The organism is Streptomyces sp. NPDC025784 (assembly GCF_055558435.1).
Map to the genome: position 1 here is coordinate 397102 of NZ_JBVHMN010000004.1, position 25474 is coordinate 422575.

At 72.4% G+C, this 25474-nt stretch carries 20 protein-coding genes; 10 read left to right on the forward strand and 10 right to left on the reverse strand.

Features of this window, described 5'->3' with window-relative positions; all coding sequences use genetic code 11:
* Positions 1 to 135: 135 nt before the first annotated feature.
* Positions 136 to 963, reverse strand: a complete 828-nt coding sequence (locus ACZ4IF_RS13435) for an oxidoreductase (RefSeq protein WP_467562294.1) — start codon at positions 961 to 963, stop codon at positions 136 to 138.
* Positions 964 to 1057: 94 nt separating this feature from the next.
* On the opposite strand from ACZ4IF_RS13435, the gene ACZ4IF_RS13440 reads away from it, so the two are divergent.
* The 3 genes from ACZ4IF_RS13440 (at position 1058) to ACZ4IF_RS13450 (ending at position 4950) form a co-directional block, all read left to right on the forward strand.
* Positions 1058 to 1966, forward strand: a complete 909-nt coding sequence (locus tag ACZ4IF_RS13440) for a LysR family transcriptional regulator (RefSeq protein WP_467562296.1) — start codon at positions 1058 to 1060, stop codon at positions 1964 to 1966.
* A gap of 397 nt (positions 1967 to 2363) precedes the next feature.
* A complete protein-coding gene (locus ACZ4IF_RS13445) occupies positions 2364 to 4088 on the forward strand; it encodes a DUF2264 domain-containing protein (protein ID WP_467562298.1) in 1725 nt (574 codons plus the stop codon).
* Between the two features lie 76 nt (positions 4089 to 4164).
* Positions 4165 to 4950, forward strand: coding sequence for an isocitrate lyase/PEP mutase family protein (locus ACZ4IF_RS13450; RefSeq protein ID WP_467562300.1), 786 nt, complete (start codon positions 4165 to 4167; stop codon positions 4948 to 4950).
* Here the strand turns inward: ACZ4IF_RS13450 and ACZ4IF_RS13455 are convergent.
* The gene (locus tag ACZ4IF_RS13455) at positions 4919 to 5770 is read right to left on the reverse strand and encodes an alpha/beta fold hydrolase (protein ID WP_467562302.1); all 852 of its coding nucleotides are present in this window, start codon (positions 5768 to 5770) and stop codon (positions 4919 to 4921) included. The genes ACZ4IF_RS13450 and ACZ4IF_RS13455 overlap by 32 nt on opposite strands.
* Positions 5763 to 6347, reverse strand: coding sequence for a TetR/AcrR family transcriptional regulator (locus ACZ4IF_RS13460; protein WP_467562304.1), 585 nt, complete (start codon positions 6345 to 6347; stop codon positions 5763 to 5765). The genes ACZ4IF_RS13455 and ACZ4IF_RS13460 overlap by 8 nt, the downstream gene beginning before the upstream one ends.
* Before the next feature lie 489 nt (positions 6348 to 6836).
* On the opposite strand from ACZ4IF_RS13460, the gene ACZ4IF_RS13465 reads away from it, so the two are divergent.
* Positions 6837 to 7781, forward strand: coding sequence for an AraC-like ligand-binding domain-containing protein (locus tag ACZ4IF_RS13465; RefSeq protein ID WP_467562306.1), 945 nt, complete (start codon positions 6837 to 6839; stop codon positions 7779 to 7781).
* A gap of 111 nt (positions 7782 to 7892) precedes the next feature.
* On the opposite strand, the gene ACZ4IF_RS13470 is transcribed toward ACZ4IF_RS13465, so the two are convergent.
* The 7 genes from ACZ4IF_RS13470 to ACZ4IF_RS13500 form a co-directional block, all read right to left on the reverse strand.
* Positions 7893 to 9059: an MFS transporter gene (locus ACZ4IF_RS13470; RefSeq protein WP_467562308.1), complete on the reverse strand. Its 1167-nt coding sequence runs from the start codon at positions 9057 to 9059 to the stop codon at positions 7893 to 7895.
* Positions 9052 to 11916, reverse strand: coding sequence for a glycoside hydrolase family 2 TIM barrel-domain containing protein (locus tag ACZ4IF_RS13475; RefSeq protein WP_467562310.1), 2865 nt, complete (start codon positions 11914 to 11916; stop codon positions 9052 to 9054). Before ACZ4IF_RS13475 ends, ACZ4IF_RS13470 begins: the two co-directional genes overlap by 8 nt.
* Positions 11917 to 11943: 27 nt before the next feature.
* Complete coding sequence (locus ACZ4IF_RS13480; RefSeq protein WP_467562354.1) at positions 11944 to 12744, reverse strand: carbohydrate ABC transporter permease; 801 nt, start codon at positions 12742 to 12744, stop codon at positions 11944 to 11946.
* 92 nt (positions 12745 to 12836) lie between these two features.
* Complete coding sequence (locus tag ACZ4IF_RS13485) at positions 12837 to 13802, reverse strand: carbohydrate ABC transporter permease (RefSeq protein ID WP_467562312.1); 966 nt, start codon at positions 13800 to 13802, stop codon at positions 12837 to 12839.
* Between the two features lie 20 nt (positions 13803 to 13822).
* On the reverse strand, positions 13823 to 15088 hold the full coding sequence (locus ACZ4IF_RS13490) for an ABC transporter substrate-binding protein (RefSeq protein ID WP_467562314.1): 1266 nt from the start codon (positions 15086 to 15088) through the stop codon (positions 13823 to 13825).
* A gap of 346 nt (positions 15089 to 15434) precedes the next feature.
* Positions 15435 to 16676 (reverse strand): ROK family transcriptional regulator, encoded by a 1242-nt coding sequence (locus ACZ4IF_RS13495; RefSeq protein WP_467562316.1) that lies wholly within the window; start codon positions 16674 to 16676, stop codon positions 15435 to 15437.
* Between the two features lie 103 nt (positions 16677 to 16779).
* On the reverse strand, positions 16780 to 18039 hold the full coding sequence (locus ACZ4IF_RS13500) for an FAD-binding protein (protein WP_467562318.1): 1260 nt from the start codon (positions 18037 to 18039) through the stop codon (positions 16780 to 16782).
* A gap of 223 nt (positions 18040 to 18262) precedes the next feature.
* Here ACZ4IF_RS13500 and ACZ4IF_RS13505 point away from each other — a divergent pair, with 223 nt between their 5' ends.
* The 6 genes from ACZ4IF_RS13505 (at position 18263) to rsgA (ending at position 25352) form a co-directional block, all read left to right on the forward strand.
* Positions 18263 to 19270, forward strand: coding sequence for a hydroxyacid dehydrogenase (locus ACZ4IF_RS13505; RefSeq protein ID WP_467562356.1), 1008 nt, complete (start codon positions 18263 to 18265; stop codon positions 19268 to 19270).
* Between the two features lie 113 nt (positions 19271 to 19383).
* The gene (locus ACZ4IF_RS13510) at positions 19384 to 20046 is read left to right on the forward strand and encodes a pyridoxamine 5'-phosphate oxidase family protein (RefSeq protein ID WP_467562320.1); all 663 of its coding nucleotides are present in this window, start codon (positions 19384 to 19386) and stop codon (positions 20044 to 20046) included.
* A 71-nt stretch (positions 20047 to 20117) separates the two neighbouring features.
* Positions 20118 to 21449 carry a radical SAM protein gene (locus ACZ4IF_RS13515; RefSeq protein ID WP_467562322.1) on the forward strand — a complete coding sequence of 444 codons (1332 nt, stop codon included), beginning with the start codon at positions 20118 to 20120 and terminating at the stop codon, positions 21447 to 21449.
* Between the two features lie 165 nt (positions 21450 to 21614).
* A complete protein-coding gene (locus ACZ4IF_RS13520; protein WP_467562324.1) occupies positions 21615 to 22241 on the forward strand; it encodes a hypothetical protein in 627 nt (208 codons plus the stop codon).
* Positions 22242 to 22501: 260 nt separating this feature from the next.
* Positions 22502 to 23974 (forward strand): cellulose binding domain-containing protein, encoded by a 1473-nt coding sequence (locus tag ACZ4IF_RS13525; protein ID WP_467562326.1) that lies wholly within the window; start codon positions 22502 to 22504, stop codon positions 23972 to 23974.
* Between the two features lie 253 nt (positions 23975 to 24227).
* Positions 24228 to 25352 (forward strand): ribosome small subunit-dependent GTPase A, encoded by a 1125-nt coding sequence (gene rsgA, locus ACZ4IF_RS13530; protein WP_359502512.1) that lies wholly within the window; start codon positions 24228 to 24230, stop codon positions 25350 to 25352.
* The last annotated feature ends 122 nt before the right edge of the window (positions 25353 to 25474 follow it).

Below are 25474 nucleotides of genomic sequence, written 5' to 3' on the forward strand. Positions count from 1 at the left end.
CGGGGGGGGGGGCGGCGGGGGGGGCGGGGGGGGGGGGGGGGCCGGGGGGGGGGGGGGGGTGTGGGGGGGGGGGGGGGGGGGCCCCCCGGGCGCCGCGCGGGGGGGGGCCCCCCCCGCTCCCGCCCCGCGGGGCTGTCACGCGTCGAACGCGGTGCCCCGCGCCACCTTCTCCCAGGTGGCGATCTCCGTGCGCTGCGCGTCGAGATGGCCGACCACGGCGTCGACACCGTCACCGCCGAGCGGCAGCCGCAGGGGAGTGTTCACGTCGGCGAGCGCCGCCAGCACCGCCGCGACGCCCTTCGCGGGGTCGCCGGGCTGGTCGCCGTCACCACCGGCGACGGCCCGGCGGGTCGGGCCGACCGTGTCCGCGTAGTCGGCGATCTCGTCGCTCGCGGTGGCACCGCCCAGCAGATTCGTGCGGAACGACCCCGGCTCGACGATCAGCACCTTGATGCCCAGCGGAGCGACCTCCGCGGCCAGCGCGTCCGAGAAGCCCTCCAGCGCGAACTTGGTGCCGCAGTACGCGGAGAACCCGGGGAAGGTCATCTGCCCGCCCATGCTGCTCATCTGCACGACAGCGCCCGAGCGGCGCTCCCGCATGTGCGGCAGGACGGCGCGGACCAGCGCGGCGGGCCCGAAGAAGTGCAGGTCGAACAGCGACCGCAGTTCGCCGTCCGTGGTCTCCTCGGCGGCGCCGACATGGGTGCGGCCGGCGTTGTTGACCAGGACGTCGATCCGCCCGTGCCGCCGCACCACATCGGCCACGACGGAGTCGATGCGCGCCTGGTCCGTGACGTCGAGGGCGACCGCCTCGACCTGGTCGGGGTGGGCCGCGACGAGATCGGCCAGCGCCTCGGGCCTGCGGGCCGTCGCCACCACCACGTCCCCCACGGCGACCGCCGCCTCGGTGAACGCCCGGCCGAAGCCGCTGTTCGCGCCGGTGACCAGCCATACCTTGCTCATGTCCGACTCCCTCGTACAGGTCGTGCCGTCGATGCACCGAGCTTCTCCGCGAACCGTGTCGCCCGTCCAAGACCCTTCGTGATAACCAATGGTTATGGCCATGGACGTGCACGGCAGGGACCTGCGCTACTTCGTCGCGGTCGCCGAGGAACTGCACTTCACGCGCGCCGCGGAGCGCCTCTTCGTCTCCCAGCCCGCCCTGAGCAAGCAGATCCGTGCTCTGGAACGGCAGTTGGGCGCCGATCTGTTCGAGAGGGACAGGCGAGAGGTGCGGTTGACGGCGGTGGGTGCCGCCCTGCTGCCGTACGCGCGGCGGATGCTCGCCGACTGGGCTGCGGCATCCGGTGCCGTGGAGCGGGCCAAGGCCGAGCAGCAGGCGACGATCGTCGTCGGGATGAGCACGAGCCCGGGCCGCGGGGGACTGCTGCCCGCGATCAGATCCCGGTTCGGCGAGACGTGTCCGGCGGCCAAGGTCGAACTGCGGCAGGTGAGTTGGACGGACTCCAGCGCGGGGCTCGCGGACGGTTCGGTCGACGCCGCGTTCGTGTGGCTGCCGGTGCCGGACGAGGAGCGCTACGCGTGGGTGGTGGTGGCCGAGGAGACGCGCCATGTCGCGCTGCCGGACACGCATCGCCTCGCGGACCGCCCGGAGATCGACTTCGCGGACCTGCTCGACGAACCGTTCATCGCGATCCCGAAGTCGGCCGGGGTGCTGCGCGACTACTGGCTCGCCCTCGACGCCCGCGCGGGGTGCCCGGCCCTGATCGGCGCGGAGGCCGCGAGTGCCGACGAGACGTACGAGGCGCTGGTGGACGGCCGGGGCGTCTGCCTGCTCGCCGCGGGCAACGCGCCGCTGCTCACGCGGGGCGGCGTCGTCACCCGGCCCGTGCGCGGTGTCGTGCCGAGCCGTCTGGCCCTGGCCTGGCGGGCCGGGGACCGGCGGCCGCTGGTGCGGGCCTACGCCGAGGCGAGCCGCCTGGCGTCGGGTCACCGCACCGGGTGACTCGTGGACGGCGTGGCGGGTGATCCGCGGCCGCCGCGCCACCTGATCCGTGGTCACCGCGCCACTTGATCCGTGGCCCCCGCACGGGATGACCTGTGGCCGGCGACGGGACGACCTGCCGGTGACGACGGCCCCGCGAAAAGCGGCCGACCACTAGAAAGCGCTTGCCCCAGGCGATACGGTCCAGCGGCCAGGTCTTTTCGTGATCAGGGCGGGCGGCCCGTGCTCGGCACCGGCGCCTCCGTGCCCGGCGCCACCGTGCCGACGGGGTTCGTCCGTGCCGGACTCGTCACCCGCCGACCGGTGTCCGGGGGCCTGGCGCGGGAGGGATGGACTCCTGGGGCGCCCCGACCGGAACCGGAGCGCCCCAGGCCCGCCGGAAGGACTGGAACCACTGATGCACCTGCCGCCGCCCGACACCGCTCTCAGCCCCCGCACCGGATACACCCGCGCCCATTGGGCGGCCGCCGCGGACTCGCTGCTGACCGCGGTGGAGCCGTACGCCACCGAGGACCGCGCCCTCTACCACCTGCCCGGTGACCACGAGAGCTGGTCGGGCCGGCTCTCCGACGGCCTGGAGGGCTACGCCCGCACCCTGCTGATCGCCGCCTTCCGCCAGGACGAGAAGACCCTCGAAAGGTACGCGGACGGTCTCGCCGCCGGAACCGCCGGCGTCTGGCCGCGCGTCGAGCATCGCAGCCAGCCCCTGGTGGAGGCCGCGTCGATCGCCCTCGCGCTGCGCCTGACCCGGCCGCTGCTCTGGGACCGGCTGGACGACGGCGTCCGGCAGCGGGCGGCCCACTGGCTCGGTGACGCGCTGACCGCCGAACCCTGGCCCAACAACTGGGAGTTGTTCCCGGTGACCGTGGGCGGCTTCCTCCAGGAGATCGGCCACGAACCCGAGGCGGCGCGCGCCGCCGTCGACCGTGGACTCGCCCGCATCGAGCAGTGGTACCTCGGCGACGGCTGGTACAGCGACGGTCCCGGCCGGGCCTTCGACTACTACAACGGCTGGGCCATGCACCTGTATCCGGTGCTGCACGCCTGGCTGGCCGACGACAGCCGCCTCCTCGACCTGTACGGCACACGACTGGAGGCCCATCTCGCCGACTACGCCCGTCTGTTCGGCGGCGACGGCGCCCCCATGCTGCAGGGCCGCTCCCTGACCTACCGCTTCGCGTCCGCGGCCCCCCTGTGGCTGGGCGCGCTCACCGGCCGCACCCCCCTGTCCCCCGGCGAGACCCGGCGGCTGGCCTCCGGCGCCCTGCGTCACTTCCTCGACCACGGCGCCGTCGACGACCGCGGTCTGCTCACGCTCGGCTGGCACGGCCCCGACGAGGCATTCCTGCAGGGCTATTCGGGCCCGGCGTCCCCGTACTGGGCGAGCAAGGCCTTCGTCGGGCTGCTCCTGCCGCCCGACCACGAGGTGTGGACGGCGCGCGAGGAGCCGGGCCCGGCGGAGCGGGCCGACGCCGTCACCCCGGTCGGTCCGCCCAACTGGCTGCTCCAGAGCACCGGTTCGGACGGGGTCGTCCGCCTGCACAACCACGGCAGCGAGGACACCCGCTACGACCCGTTCTACACGCGGCTCGCCTACTCGACGGCGACGCGGCCCGCGCCCTCGTACGACAACAGCGTCGTCGTCGACGGCGACCCGGGCCGCACGGACATCGAGCCGCTGGGCGTCGGGGAGGGCTGGGCCGCCTCCCGCCACACGGTCACCGGGGACACCCGGGTCGTCAGTCTCGTGGTCGCGCACGGGGCGGTGGAGGTGCGCGCCCATCTGGTGACCGGGACGGCTCCCGGCACCGGCGTACGGGTCACCGGCTGGACGGCGGGAGAGGGGCTGCGGGCCGAACTCCTGCCCGCCCACGGCCTGTCGGGGGAGCCCGCCCCGGACGGTGTCACGGGCGTCACGGGTGACGGACCCACTCTGTTCGTCGCCGTGGCCCGGCTCACCGGCGACGCGCACTCCCGGCCGCTCGGGGACCTGGTGTCCGTGGCGGTGTCGCAGGACCGCGAGCTGTCCGTCGGCTGGGCCGGGGGCCCGTCGGCGCGGTTCCGGTTCGGGGCGCAGGACGAGCGGTCCGAGACATCGGCGTGGACGGTGACGCCCGTGTGAGCCTGCGCCGCTGCCGGCCCGTGGTGCGGGTACGGTTCGGCGGCCGCCGAAGTGTTCCACCGCTAGCGTGGCCCGTATGACCTCCCTCGGCACCCCGTTCGCGGCGCTGCACCACGCCGACGCGCCCCTGCTCCTGCCCAACGCCTGGGACCACGCCTCCGCGGCGCTGCTCGCGGGCCAGGGATTCGCGGCGGTCGGCACCACGAGCCTCGGCGTGGCGGCCGCCGCGGGGCTGCCCGACGGCGCGGCGGCCACCAGGGACCTGACGACGGCCCTGGCGCGGAGTCTCGGCACGGTCCCCTGCCTCCTGTCCGTGGACGTCGAGGACGGGTTCAGCCGGGACCCCGGCGAGGTGGCGGAGCTGGCGCGGGAGCTCGCTGCTGCCGGGGCCGCCGGGATCAACCTGGAGGACGGTCTGGGTCCCGCCGGACTGCACGCCGAGAAGATCGCCGCGGTGAAGGCGGCCGTTCCGGACCTCTTCGTGAACGCCCGCACCGACACGTACTGGCTCGCCGACGGCGACCCGCGGGAGACGGAGCGCCGCCTCGACGCCTACCAACAGGCGGGCGCCAACGGCGTGTTCGTGCCCGGACTGACCGACCCGGCGCGCATCTCGGGCCTGCTGAGGACGCTGGACGTCCCGCTCAACATCCTCTTCTCGCCCTTGGGGCCGACCGTCGCGCACCTCGGCGAGCTCGGCGTGGGCCGGGTCAGCCTCGGATCGCTCCTGTACCGGCGGGCGCTGGGCGCCGTCCTGGACACGGTCGGCGACATCCGGGCCGGACACCGGCCACGGGGCGGCGCGCCGACCTACGACGAGGTGCAGGCGCTCAGCCGTCGAACCGGTCCCGCGGGCCGATGAGCGTGCGGGCCAACAGGTCCGCGAACTCCACGGGGTGCTCCAGACAGCCCAGGTGGCCGCCGGGGAACTCCACGAGTTCCGCGCCGGTGAGCCCGGCGAGCGACTCGGCCGTGCGGCGCGGCAGTCGGCCCCGCGAATCCCGCCCCACGCCGAGTGCGAGACGCGTGGAGAGTCGCTTCAGGGCGTCCACGTCCGGCGTGTGGGTGGCGAACGGGCGCAGGACGTGGGCGAGGAACAGGCCCAGCGGGGAGTCCGGGCCGGGGGAGCCTCCTCCCTCGCCGGCGTGCCCCGACGGCGGGGCGTCGACGCCGTCCGCCGCCACCCCCTGCCGGGGCCCGGGCCGCCAGGGACGTCCCTCCAGCCCGGCGCCCAGGCGCTCGACCGCCCGCGCCACGCCCTCGGTACGGCAGATCGCGTCCACCTCGCGGACCATCGCGCGCTGCGCCTCCCGGTCGGGGAGCACCTCGACCGTCGGCGGTTCGTGCGCGACCACCCGCCGGACACGTTCGGGGAAACGGGCCAGCAGGTCCAGGGCGACGATGCCGCCGGAACTGGTGCCGAAGACATGGGCGGAGTCACCGGCCGGCAGGACCGTGTCGAGGAGCCGTCGGGCGTTCTCGCTCCACGCCCCGACCCGCTGGTCCCCGACCGGCCCGTCCACGGGCCCGCGCGACAGCCCGAGCGGGTCGTACGTCACCACGGTGAACCGTTCCGCGAGGCGCGCCGTGACGTTCTCCAGACCCATCGGATGCCCGGCCCCGCCGGGGACGAGCAGCAGCACCGGACCACTGCCGCACACGGAGTGACGGAACTCAGGCACGGCCGTCCTCCTCGGCGCGCGGCCAGTGCTCCAGGGCGATGTGCAGGGCGTCCAGCGCGCGCTCCCAGGACGCCTGGACGTCACGGGGCGCACCGAAGCCGCCGATGGCTTCGAGGTGGCAGTAGCCGTGGAAGGTGCTGCGCAGCAGGCGCACGGCGTCGGTCAGATCGGGCTCGGACAGCCCGTACCACCGGAGCATCCCGTAGGTCACCTCGGCGGTGCGCCGGGCGTTGGACTCCGGGACCAGACCGGGGTCGAGCTGCATGTGCGTGGCCCGGTAGCGCCCCGGGCGTTCCAGCGCGTAGGCGCGATAGGCGTCGGCGAACGCGACCAGCGCGTCCTTGCCGGCCCGTCCGGCCACGGCGGTGGCGATCCGGTCGATCATCTCCCCGGCCGCGAGCAGCGCGATCCGGGACCGCAGGTCCTGCACGCTCTTGACGTGCGAGTACATGCTCGCGTCCTTCACCCCGAAGCTGCGCGCGAGCGCGGACACGGTGACGTTCTCGAACCCGACCTCGTCCGCGAGATCGGCCGCGGCTTCCACGACTCGCTCGGTGGTGAGCCCTGCGCGCACCATGACTGACCGCCCCTCCGTGCCACCGGCGCATCGTCCGGACACCGTTTCCTAGACCTTCTAGGAAACACCCTAGTGTACGAAGCCATGGAAGGGGTTGCCCGGGGAGACGTGAGTCATGCAGGACATGGCGCTCGCAAGACGCGGGCCGGGAAGACCGGGAAGACACGAGCTCCGGAGGACGTGAACGGCGGAGGCGGAGGAGACCCGCGGAGGCCGCGGAGCCGAAGGTGGACGGAAGAGACCCGCGGAGGCCGCCGAGACCGTCGAAGGCCGCGGCGCGGGGGCGGTCGGCTGGAACCATCGCGAAAGTCCCAGCCGACATCGCTCCCCTCGCACCACGCTACGCACGCCGCCGTCGGCCGAGTCTCCGGTTCCCGCCCGCGGTGTCGCCGATCCGCGTCACGGAACCGGACACCCGCCGTTCGCGTCCACGCAGTGAAGGATTCGCGGCACGCGCGGTGCACGGCACGGTGACAAGGGGGCAGCCCCGTGAACGACCCTCACTTAGGAGCCCTGCACGTACGCCGGGCCACCGTGGGCCAGTTGCAGACCGCGGCGTCCACGATCCTCGCCCCGCTCGCGGTGACCGCGAAGGACGTGGACGGGTTCCATGCCGACATCGACGCGGTGGCCGCGGGGCGCCTGTCCGTGGCGCGCATCCGGGGCTCCGGGCACCTCGTCGCACGGACCCCCCGGGTGATCACCTCCACCGACCCCGAACTGCTGAAGATCACGCTGCACCGGTCACCGCGACCCGCGGCCGTGGACCAGGGCGGCCTGCAGTCCCGTGCGCACGGCGGGGACTTCGTGGTGCTCGACATGACGCGGCCCTACCGGCTCGCGGTCGCCGACGGCTGTGACGTGACGGCCGTCGGCATCTCGCGTACCGAGCTCGGCCGCCACGCGGACGCCGTCGCCGCCCGGGCGGCCAGGCGGCTGCCGGCCGAGTCCGGTGCGCAGGCCGTGCTCTCCGCCTTCCTGGACGGCCTCGGCCGGCACCTCGACGAACTGTCCGGAGCGCAGCGGACCCATCTGGGTGACGCCTTGGTGTCCCTGCTCGTCGCGGCTTTCACGGACGGCGCGGCACCCGGCCGGATGGACACCGAGACCGCCCTGGTGGACCGCATCCGCGTCTACACGCTGGCCAACATCTCCGAGCCGTCCCTGTGCGTCGACTCGGCCGCCGCCGCCCACGGCATCTCGGCGCGCCAGCTGCACCGCCTGTTCCAGCGGACCGGTGAACCCTACGCGGCCTGGCTCCGCCGTGAGCGGCTCGCGCGCATTCGCCGCGACCTGCTCGACCCGGCCCACGACAGCCGTACGACGGCGGCGGTCGCCGCGCGCTGGGGCATCCACGACCCGCGCCACCTGGCGCGCGCACTGAGAGCGCAGTACGGGCGGTCGGCGCGCGAACTCCGGCGCGAGCGGCCGTGACCTGACACCTCGGCCGCACACGGAACACGACCGTGCGGGGGCGGCCGGGGCAGCGGTGACGCGTCGTGGCCCCGCGGAGTCACGGTGACCGACAGGGACCGGTGCCACCCCTCAGCGCGCCGTCCTCCGGGTCAGCGTGATGAGCCACACGGTCGCCGCGAGGGACGCCGCGGACAGCGCCGTCAGCAGCCAGGGCACCGCGTGGATCCCGGACGCCTCGATGCCCACGCCGAGCAGCGGGGGCGCCGCGACACCGCCGATCATCGAGGCGGCGATCACCCACGCCCCGGCCCGCTTCGCCTGCGGGAGGGCCCGGTTGAGCCAGGTCAGCCCGGTCGGGAAGACGGGGGCGATGAACAGGCCCACCCCCGCGTACGCCACCGGCGCCGCCCCCTCCACGAGGGCCAGCAGCAGGCACGCCGTCATCCCGGCGGCGCAGACCGTGAGGATGCGTTCGGGCGTGTACCGCAGTGTGACCGGCACGACGAGGAAGCGGCCCGCCGTCATCATCAGCCAGTAGACGGCGGTCGCGGACGCGGCGACCGACGTGCCGTAGCCGACGGTCTCCAGATGCGTGGGCTCCCAGCCGCCGACACCCGCCTCCACCCCGACGTTGAGGATGTAGAGGGCGAGGAAGCCGACGAGGATCCGGGACGGGCCGAGCGACACGGAGGCCCGCGGCGACGAGGTCGCCTCCGCGGCCCCCGTACGGACGCCTCCCGTGCACAGGACGAGTGCCCCCGCCAGCAACGCGCAGGCCCCGAAGGCGTACGTGTAGCGCGCGGGCCCCAGCCAGGCGATGAGCGCGGGCCCGAGCACCGCGCCGATGCCGAAGTGGGCGTTCAGGACGTTCAGCATGGCTGTCGAGCGGTCGCCGAAACCGACGGCGAAGAGCTGGTTGAGGCCGTAGTCGATGCCGCCGAAGCCGAGGCCGCCGAGGAAGGCGGCGGCGAGCGCCGAAGGCCAGTCAGGAGCGAGGGCGAAGCCCGCCCCGCCCAGGGCCATCAGCGCGTAACTCAGCGCCAGAAGTGTCCTGTTGCTGATCCGGGAGTGGATCGCGTTGAAGGCGAGGACGCCGGCCACGCCACCGGCGAAGTGCAGACTCAGACCGAGACCCGCGCCGGACGGGGACAGCCCGTACTCCGCGCGCAGCCCGGGCACGGCGGGGCCGTAGAGCGCCTGGAGCATGCCGATGAGGACGAACGCGACGCAGGACGCGACCGCGGCCGGACGGCTGAAGAGCCGGCCGGCCGCGACGGGCGCGAGGGTGTCAGTCATGGATCTCCGAGAAGACGAACGAGAACTCGGCCGGGCCGGCCTGCAGTTGGTACTGGGGCAGGGCGCCGGGGCCGCACGACTGCGAACCGATGCCCTGCTGCCCGTGATCGAGATTGACCCAGACCGTGTCGCCGGGCACCAGGTCCGTCAGGTGGTCGGCGGCGTCGAGCTGTTCCGTCGTCCAGCGGCGCGCGGTGAACCAGAAGGCGGGCTCGCCCTCGACGCGCAGGCCGCCGATCTCCGCCCGGCGCACGTCGGCCCGGGCGCCGTTCTCCTGCGGACGCACGTACGGCGTCTGGAGGTCTTCCACGGAGGACTCCCAGCGCCCCAGCATCGAGGCCGCCCCGATGTCCGGATAGGCCTCACCCGGGCCACCGCCGAACCAGACCGCACGGTCCGCCGGACCTGTGAGCCCCAGCCGGATCCCCAGGCGCGGCAGGGGAAGCGTCCACGTGCCCTCGGGCGCCACGGACACGGTGAGCCGCAGCCGTGTCCCGTCGGACGTCCACCGGTACACCGTGCGCAGGCCGGCCTCCCGGCCGGCGGGCGCCACCCGGGTGCGTACGGTCAGCGCGTCGTCGCCCAGCTCCACGGCGTCCAGCCGGTGACGCATCCGGTGCAGGCCCAGCCTGCGCCAGAGCGGGCCGAGGCGCGCGTCCGGCTGCCAGTGCGCGCCGTTGTCGTTGTCGGTCGGCGCGCGCCACACGTCCAGGCGCAGACCGGTGACATCGATTCCGCCGATCGTCCGCAGCGCACCCGTGCGGGCGTCGAAGGCGGCCGGGCCGAGAGTGATGTCCCGCAGGCCGAGCACCGGACCGTCGGTCTGCGCGACGCTGGGCAACGGACGCTCGGTGACCGGCAGTTGGGCCCACGCGACGACATGACCGCGTGGGCCCCACGCGGTCTCCTCGGCCAGCACGGCCCGCACCGTCCACCGTGTCTCGGCCCCGCGCCCGTCGGCGGACGGCGGCGGCAGCTTGACGTCCGCCGAACCGCCCGGGCCGAGCGCGGGCACCGACAGCGCACCCGACTCGACGCTCACCCCGTCGACCTGGAACGACCACTCGAAGGCCAGCCCGGACAGGTCGGCGAAATCGTAGGCGTTGGTGACGCGCACCGTCCCGGCCTGACCGTCGCCGTCGATGCGGACCGGTTCGATCACCTTCTTGTACTCGACGAGTCCGGGCGACGGCGTGCGGTCGGGGAAGAGCAGCCCGTCGCACACGAAGTTCCCGTCGTGCAGCTCCTCGCCGAAGTCGCCGCCGTACGCGAACCCGTACCGTTCGTCCTTGATCCCGTGGTCGATCCACTCCCAGACGAAACCGCCCTGGATGCGGTCGTAGGACTCGAACAGACGCTGGTAGTCGGCGAGGCCGCCGGGGCCGTTGCCCATGGCGTGCGCGTACTCGCACAGGATGAAGGGGAGTCCGCGCCGCTTGTGGGTGCCGCCGTCCAGGCCCCGGCCGACCCGTTCGACCTCCGCGTGCCCGGCGTACATCCGCGCGTACATGTCCGTGTCGCGGCAGTCGGGGTCGCCCTCGTAGTGGATCAGCCGTGAACCGTCCCGGCCGCGGATCCACTCCGCCATCGCGGTGAGGCCGCGCCCCGTGCCGGCCTCGTTGCCGAGCGACCAGACGACGACGGACGGGTGGTTCTTGTCGCGTTCGACCATCCGGGCCGCTCGGTCGAGCAGCGCCGGCGTCCAGCGTTCGTCGTCGACGGGATTGTCGCGCCAGGCCTGCTCGGTGAAGCCGTGGGTCTCCAGGTCGCACTCGTCGATCACCCACAGCCCGTACTCGTCGCACAGGTCGAGGAAGGCGGGGTGCGGCGGGTAGTGCGAGGTGCGTACGGCGTTGATGTTGTGCCGCTTCATCAGCAGCACGTCCTCGCGCATGGTCTCCGGATCGAGTGCGCGGCCCCGCTCCGGGTGCCACTCGTGCCGGTTGACGCCCTTGAAGAGGATCGCCCGGCCGTTGACCTTGATCAGGCCGTCGTCGAGCGCGACCGTGCGGAAGCCGATGCGCAGCGGGACGCGTTCGCCCTCGGTGACCAGGGTGCCGTCGTAGAGCCGGGGCGTCTCCGCGGTCCACGGCCGCACCGGCACGGTCACCGGCTCACCGGTCGCGACGTCGACGTCCAGGCCGGGGACGACGACCCGCCCGTCGACGTCGGAGTCGACGCGCAGCGTCCCGAGGCCCTCGACGTGGTCGTAGGAGGCGTGCACGAAGTGGTCGAGGACGCTGCCCGGCGGTCGGTGCAGGAGCGTGACGTCCCGGAAGATGCCCGGCAGCCACCACTGGTCCTGGTCCTCCAGGTAGGAGCCCGCCGACCACTGGTGCACGCGCACCGCCAGCACGTTGCCGGCCGGCTTCAGCAGGTGCCCGACAGCGAACTCGTGCGGCAGCCGGGAGCCCTTGAACTCGCCGATGTCCGTGCCGTTCAGCCACACCCGGGCGCAGGACTCCACACCGTCGAAGCGCAGCACGGAGCCGCCCTCGGCGGGCCAGTCGCCGGGCAGGTCGAAGTGACGCAGATGGTCACCGGTCGGGTTCTCGGTCGGCACCCTCGGCGGATCGACCGGGAACGGGTAGAGGTGATTGGTGTAGATCGGCGAGCCGTGGCCCTGCAGCACCCAGTGACCGGGGACGGTGATCTCGGCCCAGTCCCCGGCGTCGTGGCCCGCCGCCGCGAAGGAGTCGTCCTGCGCGTCGGCCGTGGGCGACAGGCGAAAACGCCAACTGCCGTTCAACGACAGGGTCCTGGCGTCCGAGGAGGGGTGGCGGGCGCGGGGCGGGAGGGCGCCGCTGCCCGGCGCGACGTCCTCGACGTAGTCGGTGGCGGTGGTGCGGAAAGACATCGGTCTCCAGGTCGTGGGAGGGACGTGTCAGCCCTTGATGCCGGTCTGCGCGATCCCCTGCACCAGCCAGCGCTGGAGGAAGAGGAAGACGAACACCAGGGGCAGGATGGAAACGGCCGTGGCCATGAAGATCAGATGGAAGTTGACGGTCTGGTTGGTCATGTACGAGGAGAGCGCGACCTGGACGGTCCACGCCTGCGGGTCCTGGCCGATGACCAGCGGCCACAGGAAGGCGTTCCAGCCGCTGATGAAGGTGATGGTCGCGATCGCGGCGAAGAAGTTCAGCGAGTTGGGCACGACGACGCGCCAGTACGCGCCCCAGTACCCGAGGCCGTCCACCCGCGCCGCCTCCTCCAGCTCCTTGGGGAACCCCAGGAAGTACTGCCGGAACAGGAAGCAGGTGAAACCGCTGAACAGCCCCGGGACGACGAGCCCGCGCAGACTGTCCACCCAGCCGAGCGAGGAGACGAGCACGAAGCTCGGCACGAAGGTGACGGCGGCGGGCACCATCAGGGTCACCAGGACCGCGTAGAAGATCTTGTCGGCGTGCCGGTAGGGGATGCGGGCGAGACCGTAACCGGCGAGGGAGCAGACCAGCAGGGTGCCCAGGGTGTGCAGGACGCCGACGACCGCGGAGTTCCACAGGGACCGGGCGAAGGGGACCGTGGTGTCGTCGAACAGTTCGCCGATGTTGCCCCATTGGAGGTGGGTGGGGAAGAACTTCCAGTTCTCGCCGGTGATTTCGGCGTCGGTGGACAGGGCGTTGCGGAGGAGCAGGTAGAAGGGCACCAGGAAGAGCAGGGTCGCGATGCCGGTGGCGACGTACAGGCCGGTGTTGCCGAGGACACCGCGCCGGTCGCGGCGGCGTCCGGGCCCGTTCGGCGGGACGACGGGGGCCCCGTGGCCCTTGACGACGGTGGTCACTTGGCCTCGTCCCTCCTTCCGAATCCCATGAACCTGCCCTGGAGCAGGGTGACGAGGCAGATCAGCAGGGTGAGGATGACGGCGCCCGCGCTGCCCGCGCCGTAGTCCTGGGCCTGGCCGAGTGCCGTGTAGTACAGCTCGACCAGGGGTGGACGGCCCCACGTGGTCTTCGACAGCAGGTTGAAGAACTCGTCGAAGGCCTGGTAAGCGGCCACGAGCAGCAGCAGGATCACGGCGGTCGACGTCGCGCGCAGCTGCGGCAGGGTGATGTGGCGGAAGGTCTGCCATCCGGGCCTGGCGCCGTCGATGGCGGCGGCCTCGTAGAGCTCCGGCGGGATGTTCTGGAGCGCCGCCAGGAACAGGATCATGTAGAAGCCGGACTGGAGCCACAGGCGCGCGGTGACGATGACGAGCCAGTACCAGGGCGGGTCGGGGTTCGCCAGCCAGGCGATGTTGTCGATGCCGAACCAGCCGAGGACCGTGTTCATCAGGCCGAAGCGGACCCCGCTGAAGAGGGACATCTTCCAGATCAGCGAGGCGGCGACGTAGCTGCACGCGGTGGGCAGGAAGAACACGGAGCGGAAGAACGCCCGCATGAAGCGCAGCCGGTTGACCATCAGCGCGAGCCCCAGCGAGACGGCCCAGGTCAGGGGCACGATGAGTGCGGCGAAGACGGTGAAGGTGACGAGGGCGCCGGTGAAGTCGCCGTTCTCCAGCATCTGCCGGTAGTTGTCGAGACCGACGAACTTGTCGGGGGTGACCGTGAAGCGGGCCTCGAAGAAGCTCAGCCAGAGGCTCCAGCCGATCGGGATGTAGACGAAGACCAGCAGGCCGATGAGGAACGGGCCGGTGAAGACCCAGAAGGCGAGGGTGCTGCTGCCTCGCGGCCCTCGCCTCGGCCGGGCCGGGGAGACTGCGGCCGGGCCGGGGCGCGCGGCACCGCGCGTGGTGGTGGTCGACATGTCGTAACCCGCCCGCCGGCCTATCCGAAGAGCTTCTTGAGCTCGCGGTTCACGGTCGTGTCGGCCTTGTCGAGAGCGGCCTCCGGGTCACCGTCCTTGCGGACGCTGTCGGCGAAGACGTCCTCCAGCGCGGTGATCATGCTCTGGGTCCAGCCGATGTTGTCGAAGTGCCCGTACTCGTTGAAGAGGTTGACGCCCTCGGCGGGCAGGCCGGACTTGAGCTTGGTGGCGTTCGCGGCGAGCGAGGAGCGGGGCGGTATGTGGAAGCCGTAGGAGAGCGACCAGTCCTCCTGGTACTTCTTCTGGTCGATCCACAGCCACTTCACGTACTCCTTGGCCAGGTCGACGTTCTTGCCCTTGGCGTTGACGAACATGGACCAACCGCCGTTGTAGACGGACGGCTTGCCGCTGTCGGTGACCTTGGGGAAGGGGAAGACGCCGATGTCGTCGCCGAGTGCCTTCTGCATCTGCGGCATGGCCCACATGCCGCAGAACTGGATCGCGCACAGGCCCTGGTCGATCGCGGAGGGGTCCCAGTAGTCGGCCGGGGCGTCGAGGAGGAGATCCCCGCTGGTGAAGAGCTTGCGCATCTTCTTGAGGCCTTCCTTGACCCCCTCCGTGTGGTACGCGATGCGGTTCTGGTCGTCGAGGGTGTCGGCGCCCGCGGACCAGATCATCGGGTTGATGACCGCGTGCAGGTCGTTGCCGAGGAACAGTCCCTTGACCTTGCCGGTGGTGAGCTTGGCGGCGGCCTCGATCAGCTCGTCGAGCGTGGCCGGCACCTCGACGCCGGCCTTCTCCAGCAGCGACGGGCGGTAGAAGAAGAACTGCGGGTCGTCGATCATCCGGACGCCGTAGATCTTCCCGTCGACCGTGTGCGAGGCGATGTCGGCCGGATTGAAGTCGTCCTTGACCGGCTCGACGATGTCGCTCAGGTCGGCGACCTGGCCGCTCTTGACGAGCTGGATCTGTGGATGGAACTCGAACAGGTCGGGCGCGTTCTTGGTGAGCAGGGAGGCGAAGAGCTTGCTCTCGAAGTCGGAGCCGGTGATCCACTGTGTGGTCACGTCCGCCTTGTCGTAGTCCTTCGCGTACCGCTTGACGGCCTGTTCGGTGCCGGCCTCGCCGTACGCGTGGAAGTACTGGACGAGGTTCTTGCCCGAACCGCTGCCCCCTCCACGGCCGTTGTTGCCCCCGCAGGCGGCCAGCGGGCCGAGGGCGGCGAGTCCCGCGGCGGCACGCAGTACGGATCGACGGTCCCAGTTGCTGCTGCTCATTGCCGACATGCTTGACGTCCTTGTCTCGAATACGGCTGCGGCTCGGTCGCTCACGCGCCAACTGGCTCAAAGAACGTTGCGGTGCGGGACGTTAACCTTCGGCTAATGCTTCGGCAAGGGGTTGGACGAAGCCTGTTCGAAGAGTTGCGGCCGGTTCGGAGTACCGGACGGGACGAGTCGGCGGGCGGTCGGAACGGTCGTGAGAACACCGTCGACTCCCGTGCGATCACCGCGACATGGGCAGGCGGGGGCGCGATCCGTCGTCACGGAGCCGGTGGGCGGCGCCGTCGCCGCCGGGAGTCGTGCCCGAGCGCCCCCGCTCCGAGGGGCGTCGGCGTCGAACCCCCGGTCGCGGTCAGCCCTTCGAGCCCCCGCGCGCCCGCACCCGTGGCGTGGCCGCGCTCCGCTGCCCGACCGACTGGAGGGCCCCTTCCAGGGCGAACGTCGCGGCGCCGAGGCAGACGGGGTCGGTCGGAATGGGGGAGAGGACGATCTCGGTGGCGGCCAGCGGCCGCTTCAACGCGTGCCGGGCCACCGCGTCGCGCACCTCGTGCAGCAGCGGCTCCCCGAGCGTGGCCGCGACCCAGCTGCTGAGCACGACCACTTCGGGGTTCAGCAGATTCACCAGGTCGGAGATCCCGGCGCCGAGATAACGGGCGGTGGCCCGCACGACCTTGAGCGCCACGGGATCCTGTGCGGCGACACCCCGGGCGAGCGCGTCGATGGTGGCGGTCTGGTCCTCCGGGTGCAGCAGCGCGCTCCCGGGGCTGAGCTCCCGCAGATTCAGCATGATGCCCGGCGCCCCGACATAGGTCTCCACGCAGCCGTGATTGCCGCAGTGGCACAGCCGGCCGTCCAGGACCAGCGTCGTATGGCCCCATTCGCCCGCGCTGTTGCTGACCCCCCGGTGCAGCCCGCCGCCGAGGGCGAGCCCCGCCCCGACGCCCGTGCCCAGATTGACGACCACGGCGTCGCCGCGCCCCCGGGCCGCGCCGAACCAGAGCTCAGCGACCGCGCAGGCGCGCAGCGGATTGTCGAGATGCAGCGGGTAGGCGATGTGTTCGGCGAGCAGGTCGAGCAACGGCACGTCGTGCCAGTCCCAGTTGGGGGCGTACTCGCAGACGCCGCCCTCCCGGTCGACCTGGCCGGGCACGCTCACCCCGACGCCCAGGACCCGGGCCGCTTCCACGCCGGCCTGCGCGACCACCGAGCCGACGGCCGTCGCGACGTGCCCGACGACCTGCTCCGGACGGCTCTCGCCGGGGCGCATGTCCTCGTCGGCGCGCGCCAGCACGTTCAGCGCCAGGTCGAAGAGCTCGACCCGCACATACGTCTCCGCGATGTCGACGCCGATCAACGCTCCCCCCGAGGCGTTGACGGCCACGAGGCCCCGCGGGCGGCCACCCGCGGAGTCCTCGAAACCGACCTCGGTCAGCATGCGCAGGTCGAGCAGCTCGCCGACGAGCGTGGCCACCGTGGCCAGACTCAGTCCGGTCGCCGCCGCCAGTTCCTGCCGGGAGGTGGGTGATGCGGCGATGATCTGACGCAGCACCTCATAGCGGTTCGCCGTACGGATGTCGCGTGATGTGCGCTTCACCGGACCTGCCACCTCGATCCCCCGGTCCCTCCCCGTCACGGCCGGGCCCAGCGACCCCGGCGCGCCGCAAGGCTATGACTCGGGAAGGGCTTTCGACAAGGGGTTAGGAAAGGGGCTGGAGGAAGTCCCGCACAAACGCGTTGGTGAAGGTCCCCGCCGGGTCGAGGGCACCGGCCAGCGCCCCGAAGTCGGCGAGCCGCGGACTCCGCGCGCGCACCACCCCGGAGGGCACCGTGAACACCTTGCCCCAGTGCGGCCGCGCGTCGAACGGCGCCAGCGCCTCCTCGACCCGGGCCACCACCGGCAGCACCGCCTGCGTGTCCGCGACCCAGGTGAAGTGCAGGGCGACCGAGTCCCGGCCGTACGCCGGGCTCAGCCACTGGCGGTCGGCGGCCACCGTCCGCACCTCGCAGATCTGCAGCAGTGGCGCGATCACCTGGCGGATCGCGTCGAGAGCGTGCAGCGCGGCCAGGGCGTCCGAGCGCGGCAGCAGGTACTCCGACTGGAGCTCGGCACCGCTGCTCGGGGTGAACTCGGCCCGGAAGTGGGGGAGCCGGTCGTGCCAGGGGCCGGGGACGCCGAGCTGCTCGGTGCAGTTGCGTGCGGGCATGCCGGGCACCGGGTGCATCGCCTCGGTGGCGGGCGCCGCCCACGGGAAGTCCACCGCCGGGCGGTCGGTGCGCCGCTTCAGCCACACCTGGCCGAAGCCCGGCTGCCGCCAGTCGGTGAACAGGCTGACGCTGTACGCCGCCGCGGCGACCGCCTCGAAATCCAGGCCCGCCAGCGGAAGTCCGGTGAAGACGTGCTGGCTCACCTCGAAGGCCGGCTCCAGGTCGAGGGTGAGCGCGGTGACCACGCCGAGCGCGCCGAGCGCGGTCACGGCGCCGTCGAAGCGGGTGTCGTCCCGGCCGATCGTCACGGTCGCACCGTCGGCGGTGACCAGTTCGACCTCGCGCACGGCGGAGGCCAGCGAACCGTTGGTGACACCCGAGCCGTGCGTGCCGGTCGCCACCGACCCCGCCACCGAGATGTGCGGGAGGGACGCCATGTTGTGCAGCGCCAGCCCGTGCTCGTGCACCCTGCGGGCGAGTTCGGCGTACCGCACGCCGCCCGAGACCCGTACCGTACGGGCCGTCGTGTCGACGTCCACCGCGGGCGGCAGCCCGGTCAGCGACAGCAGTACGCCGCCGTCACCCGGCTCGGCGATCTCGTTGAAGGAGTGGCCGCTGCCCAGCACCCGCACCCGCGTGCTGCCGGCGACGAGGGCGCGGAGCGCGTCGAGCGAACGGGGCCGGTGGAGCTCCCCGGCCGTGTACGTGATGTTGCCGGCCCAGTTGGTCAGGGTGCCTGTCGTGCCTGTCATCCCTGTCGTCCTCCACGGGAAGTCGCCGTCCGTGGCCGGGTGGGACGGCCACGTGTGGAACCTATCCGGCCGGTCCGGCGCGGTGACCGGCCCCTCCGTTGACCCTCTCACGAGGCCACACCTACCGTAGAGAACGCTTGCTGTCATGGAAGCCGATCACGACACCGGTCGCGGCGTCGAGCGCGGCACCGATCACCAACCGCCGAGCCGGAAGGTCACCTCGTTGCCCGAGCGTCCCCTGGCGATGTTCGCCATGACGGCCCAGAACGTGCCGTTGATCTTCCCGCCCGGGCTGATGGCCCGGCTGCGCGGGCTGGTCGACGTGGACCCCGCCCTGGTGGCGCACGACTTCACCGATCCCCGCGTCCGCGCCGTCCTCGCGGAGACCGAGATCCTCGTCACCGGCTGGGGCTGCCCCGCGCTCGACGCCGACGCCCTGGACGCGGCCCCGAAACTGCGTGCCGTGCTGCACTCCGCCGGTTCCGTCAAGGGCTTCACCACGCCCGCCGTATGGGAGCGCGGGCTCCTCGTGTCGTCGGCGGCCGATGCCAACGCGCTGCCCGTCGCCGAGTACACGCTCGCGATGATCCTTCTCGCGGGCAAGGACGTGTTCGCCCAAAGGGACCGCCTGCGCACCGAACGGGCCTTCCCCTACGGGCAGATCCTCCCCGGCACCGGCAACTTCGGGCGCCGCGTCGGCGTCGTCGGCGCCTCGCGGGTCGGCCGCCGCCTCGTCGAACTGCTGCGCCCCTTCGACCTGGAGGTGAGCCTCGCCGACCCGTATCTCGACGAGGCGGGGGCGGCGGCGCTCGGCGTCCGGCTGCTGCCGCTCGACGACCTGCTCGCCGGCAGCGACATCGTGACCGTCCACGCCCCGGAGACGCCCGAGACCCGGCACATGATCGGCCGCCGCGAACTCGCCCTGATGCCCACCGGATCCGTCCTGATCAACACCGCCCGCGGCTCCCTCGTCGAGCACGACGCCTTGGTGGCCGCGCTGCGCGCCGACCGGATCGGCGCGATCCTCGACGTCACCGACCCCGAGCCGCTGCCGGCCGACTCCCCGCTGTACGACCTGCCGAACGCCTTCATCACCCCCCATCTCGCGGGGTCGCAGGGCAACGAGGTCGCCCGGCTGGGCCGCACGGTGCTGGAGGAACTCGAACGACTGTTGTCGGGGGAGGAGCCGGCGTGCCGGGTCGACGCGACCGCGCTGGAGCGCACGGCCTGACGCGGCCCACGTACTCCGGCAGCGCTCTGCGGAATTCGTTGCGAATGGCCTTTCCGGGGACTGATTTCGTCAACACGTGGTGATTTCGATGCGATATCGGTAGCGTGCTCGTCATGACTTACGGCCCTCTCCCCGAAACCGACCTCACCCGCCACCGCCGGCTCCGTGAGCAGGGCAGCCTCGATCGGGCCGACCTGGACGCGATCCTGGACGCGGGGTTCGTCTGTCATCTCGGCGTGATCGTCGAGGGGCGGCCGATCGTGGTGCCGACCGTGTACGGGCGCGACGAGCGGCACCTGTACCTGCACGGTTCCGTGGCGAGCCGGAGCCTCGCCGCCGAGCACCCGGTGTGCGTGACCGTCACGCACGTCGACGGGCTCGTCCTCGCCCGCTCGGTGTTCGAGCACGGGGTCAACTACCGCAGCGCGATGATCCATGGGACACCCCGCAAGGTCACCGACCCGGAGGAGAAGACCGAGGGGCTGCGGCTGCTGACCGAGCACGCGGCGCCCGGCCAGTGGGACTACGCCCGTCGGCCCGACCGCAAGGAACTGGCCGCGACGACCCTGCTCGCGCTCTCCCTGGAGGAGGCCTCCGTGAAGATCCGTACCGGAGCCCCCGGCGACGGCGACGGGCCCGACGCGGCGCTCGGCCTGTGGGCCGGCACCCTGCCCCTGGTCCCCACCTGGGGCGCGCCCGAGCCCGACCCGCTGCTGCCCGCGGATCTGGCCCCTCCGGCGCACATCGCGCGACGCGGGGGGACCCGGCACGGCTGACGCGCGGGCAGGGGCATACCGTGAGGAGTCGAGCAACGCAGACTGAACTGGTCGGGAGCGAGGAGAACGGGATGGGCAGCCGCACCGCGCTGGTCGAGGATCTGATGGAGCGGTTCCCGCACGTGCCGCGGGAGGCCGTCTTCAAGGAGGACCTGCTCCGCGGGGGTGTCGCCTTCGACGCGTCGGCCCTCAGCGACAACGAGAGCGGCGATGTCAAGCCGAAGTCCTACTTCATCTTCTCCTTCGACCACGGCACCCTGCCCGAACTGGGCGAGGCCGCCCTGCGGCGCCCGCCGGAGGAGATCATCCTCACCGGAGGGCCGTACGACCTGCGGCGCACCGTGGTGTCCGTGCGGGTCAACCCGTCCTCGCCCTACCGTGTCGCCGCCGACGCGGACGGCATGCTCGGGCTGTACCTGGACGGGAAGCGGATCTCCGACGTCGGGGTGCCGCCCATGCCGGAGTACTACCGGCACAAGCTCTCCAACGGGAAGTCCGTGATGGAGGTGGCGCCCACCATCCAGTGGGGGTACCTGATCTACCTCACGGTCTTCCGCGTCTGCCAGTACTTCGGCGCCAAGGAGGAGTGCCAGTACTGCGACATCAACCACAACTGGCGCCAGCACAAGGCGGCCGGCCGCCCCTACACCGGCGTGAAGGACGTCGAGGAGGTCCTCGAAGCGCTGGAGATCATCGACCGGTACGACACGGCGAAGGCGTCCACCGCGTACACCCTGACCGGCGGCGCGATCACCAAGACGGTCGCCGGACGCGACGAGGCCGACTTCTACGGCCACTACGCCAAGGCCATCGAGGAGCGCTTCCCCGGACGGTGGATCGGCAAGGTCGTGGCGCAGGCGCTGCCGCGCGACGACGTGCAGCGCTTCAAGGACTACGGCGTGCAGATCTACCACCCCAACTACGAGGTGTGGGACCGCCGCCTGTTCGAGCTGTACTGCCCTGGCAAGGAGCGCTACGTCGGCCGCGACGAATGGCACAAGCGCATCCTGGACTCGGCGGAGATCTTCGGCGCGCGCAACGTCATCCCCAACTTCGTGGCGGGCGTGGAGATGGCCGAGCCCTTCGGCTTCACCACCGTCGACGAGGCCATCGCGTCGACGACCGAGGGCCTGCGCTTCTTCATGTCGCACGGCATCACCCCGCGCTTCACCACCTGGTGCCCGGAGCCGACGACCCCGCTCGGCAAGGCCAACCCGCAGGGTGCGCCGCTGGAATACCACATCCGCCTCCTGGACGCCTACCGCTCGACGATGGAGGACTTCGGGCTCTCCTCGCCGCCCGGATACGGCCCGCCCGGACCGGGCCGCGCCGTCTTCTCCGTCAGCTCCTTCATGGACAGCCTCCCGGCCCGCGACGAAGCGCAGGAGCCGACCCAGGTGTGACCCGCGGCCGGCCGCCGGGGCCCGGTGACCGCCTCCAGGAGTGAAAAAGTGTGGACGGTCGGGGAGCGGCCGTCCGGCGGAGTCGTGCAGACTGGCGGCCGCGACCGGTGGCGGTCGCGGTCCGCGCGGGGGAGCAGACCTGTCCGCGCCGGGTGGGTGGGGGCCATGGACGCGTGGGACGGTGCGGCCGGTGTCGACAGCGCTTCGCTGACGCTTGCGCACGAGAGGCTGGAGGCCGGGTGCGCACCGGTCGCCGTGTTCGCGGAACTCGCGGCACGGACCGGTGACTGGCATCTGTCGGCGTGGGCCGTCTGCCTGGCACTCGGGATCCCGGCTCCGGACGTGGCGGGGCGGTTCGCCCGCGGTATGGGAGACATCGCCACGGAATTCGACCCGGGCGAGGAGGAACTGTGCGGCGAGGTCATGGAGACCGTCGGGCTGTTCGACGTCCCCCGGCCGCTCGACGAGCGCGGCACCGAGATCGCACGTCTGCTGACGACCGCTGCCGGGGCGCTGGGCGGCATGCCCAGCGGCCACGCGCTCACCCTTTCCCGCAGACGCGTCAGGGGCGAGCTGACCGCGATGTTCCTGTCGCTGGCACGGACGCTGCCCCGGCGCGAGCGGGCCAGACCCGCGGAGTACTGGGCTGCCCTGTCCGCCGCCGGTGACCTGCTGCTCCAGGCCGGCGGCGGAAACAGGAGCGAGGTCGAGCGCGCGCTCCAGGAGTGCCGGCGACGCGCGGCCGAACACCCTTCGAACGGGGAGAGGCCTGTCGCGTCGGACGCGGATTGATACGTTCCGGCGTTCCCTCCGTATCACTCGGGGGACGCCGTGCCCGGACGGTCCGACGGGCCGAACCGGTGCCGCCGCGCGCCACACCGTGTGCGTACGGAGTTCGAGTACGGCATTTGAATACGCCGCTTGTCAGTTGTGCGGGAACCGTGAAAAGCTCGGGCCCCGTCGCGAGAGACAGGCCCCAACTCCCCGGTGAGAGCAGTTGAGTTGGGCATTGCACGACCTGGCACACGGAAGCAGCGGATGCAGGAGCCCCCATGCCCGACCTGCCGACCCCTCAGAACGCCGCCGAGGCCGCGCTGTTCTCGGAGTGCTGGGACGCCGTCCTGTCGTACGCCGACCTGTGCACGTCCGGCCCCGCGGCGGCCACCCAGGCGTTCACCCACGGCATCCGCGAAGCGCGCACGAACACCGACGCGACGAAGGGCACCGGCCGCAGGACTCCCCGCCTTCCCCGCATCCCCCTGCTGCTCACCTCCGTCCGCACCACCGCCGCCGCCTGGGAGGCCCACGGACAGGGCCACCGTCTCGACCCCGACCTCAGGCTGTGGCTCAACTCCGAGAAGGCCGCCCGGTACACGGGACCGCCACTGCACCGCCCGCTCGCGCTGCGCGGCCTCAAGGACATGCAGGAGGCCGACGCGGCACTCCTGTGGCTCGCCGAGGTCGAAGCACTTCCGCTGCCCGCCGTGGCTGGGCGGCTCGGCCTCGACCCGACGGCCGCGGCCGAGGAACTCGGCCATGTGCGGGCACTGTTCAGAGACCGCTGCCACCGCAACCACCTCGACACCCCCATGGACGCCGGCTGCCGCAGCTACGCCCGGCTCCTCGACGCCGTCACCCGCTCACCCGGCGCCGAGACACCCGAGGACCTCTCCCGCCACCTCGCCCAATGCATCGAGTGCGCGGAGGCCGCCGCCTGTCTGCGGCTGCACGGCGGCGGGCTGCCCGCGGCGCTCGCCGGCGGAGTGATCGGCTGGGGCGGCCTCGCGCATCTGGAGCGCCGGCGCCGGGCCGCGGAGGCGGGCCTGGCCGGCGGACGCGCCGACGCGGCCTCGGACACGGGCATCGCCGTGGGCACGGTGGCCCGGCCGCGGCTCGGCCGGACCGGGCTCCTCGCCGCGGCCGTCCTCGTGTCGGGCCTCGCCCTCACGGTGTCCCTGATGCCCTTCGACGACGGGAGCGGACGCGACGCCTTCGCGCGCGGCGACTCCACCGACCGGCAGCCCGTCGCGGACCCGGGCATCCCCTCGCCGTCCGCCACCGCCCGCCCGGCAGGCCCGACGGCGTCGCCGGAGCCGAAGAAGCGGGCGTCCGCCACCGCCACGCACACGAGACCGGACCCGGAGCCCCAGGGCACGTCCTCCTCCCCGGCCGGTTCCGCCACCCCGTCCGCGCAGCCCACCCGGAGCGCGTCCTGCAAGGTGAAGTACGAGATCGTCGACGAGTGGCCGGACGGTTTCCAGGCCACCGTCGCCGTCACCTCCGCACGGGCCCTCGACGACTGGCAGGTCGCCTGGACCTTCCCCGACGGCCAGCGCGTCACCCAGATGTGGGACGGCACCTTCACCCAGCACGGCTCCCGCGTCACCGCCTCCGCCGCCACCTACAACAAGTCCGTCGCGGCCGGCGGCACCTTCGCCGTCGGATTCATCGGCTCCTGGGACGACCGCAACGCGGTCGCGGACAACTTCACCCTCAACGGCGGACGTTGCACCGGCACGACCTGAGCCGCGGACTCCGGATTTAATCGGTTGACGGACCTCAGGGGGGTCCCGCTACGGTGTGCGTGTTCGAGCGAAGGCCGGTCGCCTTCGCTCCCGGCGAGTGTTCTTGAGGAGGTGTGACCGATGGCTGTCGTTGCGATGGGCACTGCCCGCATCCAGAAGTTCATCAAGTCCACCTCCGTGGCCGCCGGCTGACCTTCCTCTTTCCTCCGCGCCCGAGTGCGCGTGCCGGGGCCGCCCTTGTGAAGGGTCTCCCTTGACTTCCAGCTCCGCCTTCTCCGCTTCTCCTGCCTCCTCCACCCCCTCCGCCGCAGCCGCCCTCGCCTCCTACGGCTGGGACGACGCCTGGGCGGACGAGTTCGCCCCGTACGCCGCCGAAGGCCTCGTCGCCGGGCGGGTGGTCCGGGTCGACCGCGGCCAGTGCGACGTGGTCACCGCCGGCGGGCTCATGCGTGCGGACACCGCGTTCGTGACGCCGCACGACCCGATGCGGGTCGTGTGCACCGGCGACTGGGTCGCCGTCGAACCCTCGGGCAACCCGCGCTACGTACGCACGTATCTGCCGCGCCGTACCGCCTTCGTGCGCTCCACCTCCTCCAAGCGTTCCGAGGGACAGATCCTCGCCGCCAACGTCGACCACGCCGTGGTGGCGGTGTCCCTCGCCGTGGAACTCGACCTCGGCCGTATCGAGCGCTTCCTGGCCCTGGCCTGGGAGTCCGGGGCGCAGCCGGTGGTCGTGCTCACCAAGGCCGACCTGGTGCCGGAGCCGGCGACGCTCGGACACCTCGTGCAGGACGTGGAGACGACCGCGCCGGGTGTCCCGGTGCTGACGGTCAGCTCCGCGACCGGCGAGGGCCTCGACGTCCTCGCGGCCGTCCTCGCCGGCGGCACGTCCGTCCTCCTCGGCCAGTCCGGGGCGGGCAAGTCCACGCTCGCGAACGCCCTGCTCGGCGAGGACGTCATGGACGTCCAGGCCACGCGGGACGTCGACGGCAAGGGCCGGCACACCACAACGACCCGCAACCTCCTCGCCCTGCCCGGCGGCGGCGTCCTCATCGACACCCCGGGGCTGCGGGGCGTCGGCCTCTGGGACGCCGAGACCGGCGTCGGACAGGTCTTCGCCGAGATCGAGGAGTTCGCGGCCGACTGCCGTTTCACGGACTGCGCCCATGTCTCCGAACCCGGTTGCGCGGTGCTCGCGGCACTCGACTCGGGTGCGCTCCACGAACGCCGCCTCGACAGCTATCGGAAGCTGCTGCGCGAGAACCAGCGGATCGTGGCCAAGACGGACGCACGGCTGCGCGCCGAGATCCGCCGCGACTGGAAGCGCAAGGGGGCGGAGGGCCGGGCCGCCATGGAGGCGAAGCGAGGACGCTTCTAGCCGGGCCGAGACGGTCCGGGGCGGCGGGGGGGGGGGGGGGGGGGGGGGGGGGGGGGGGGGGGGGGGGGGGGCGCCCCCCCCCCCCCCCCCCCCCCCCCCCCCCCCCCCCCCCCCCCCCCCCC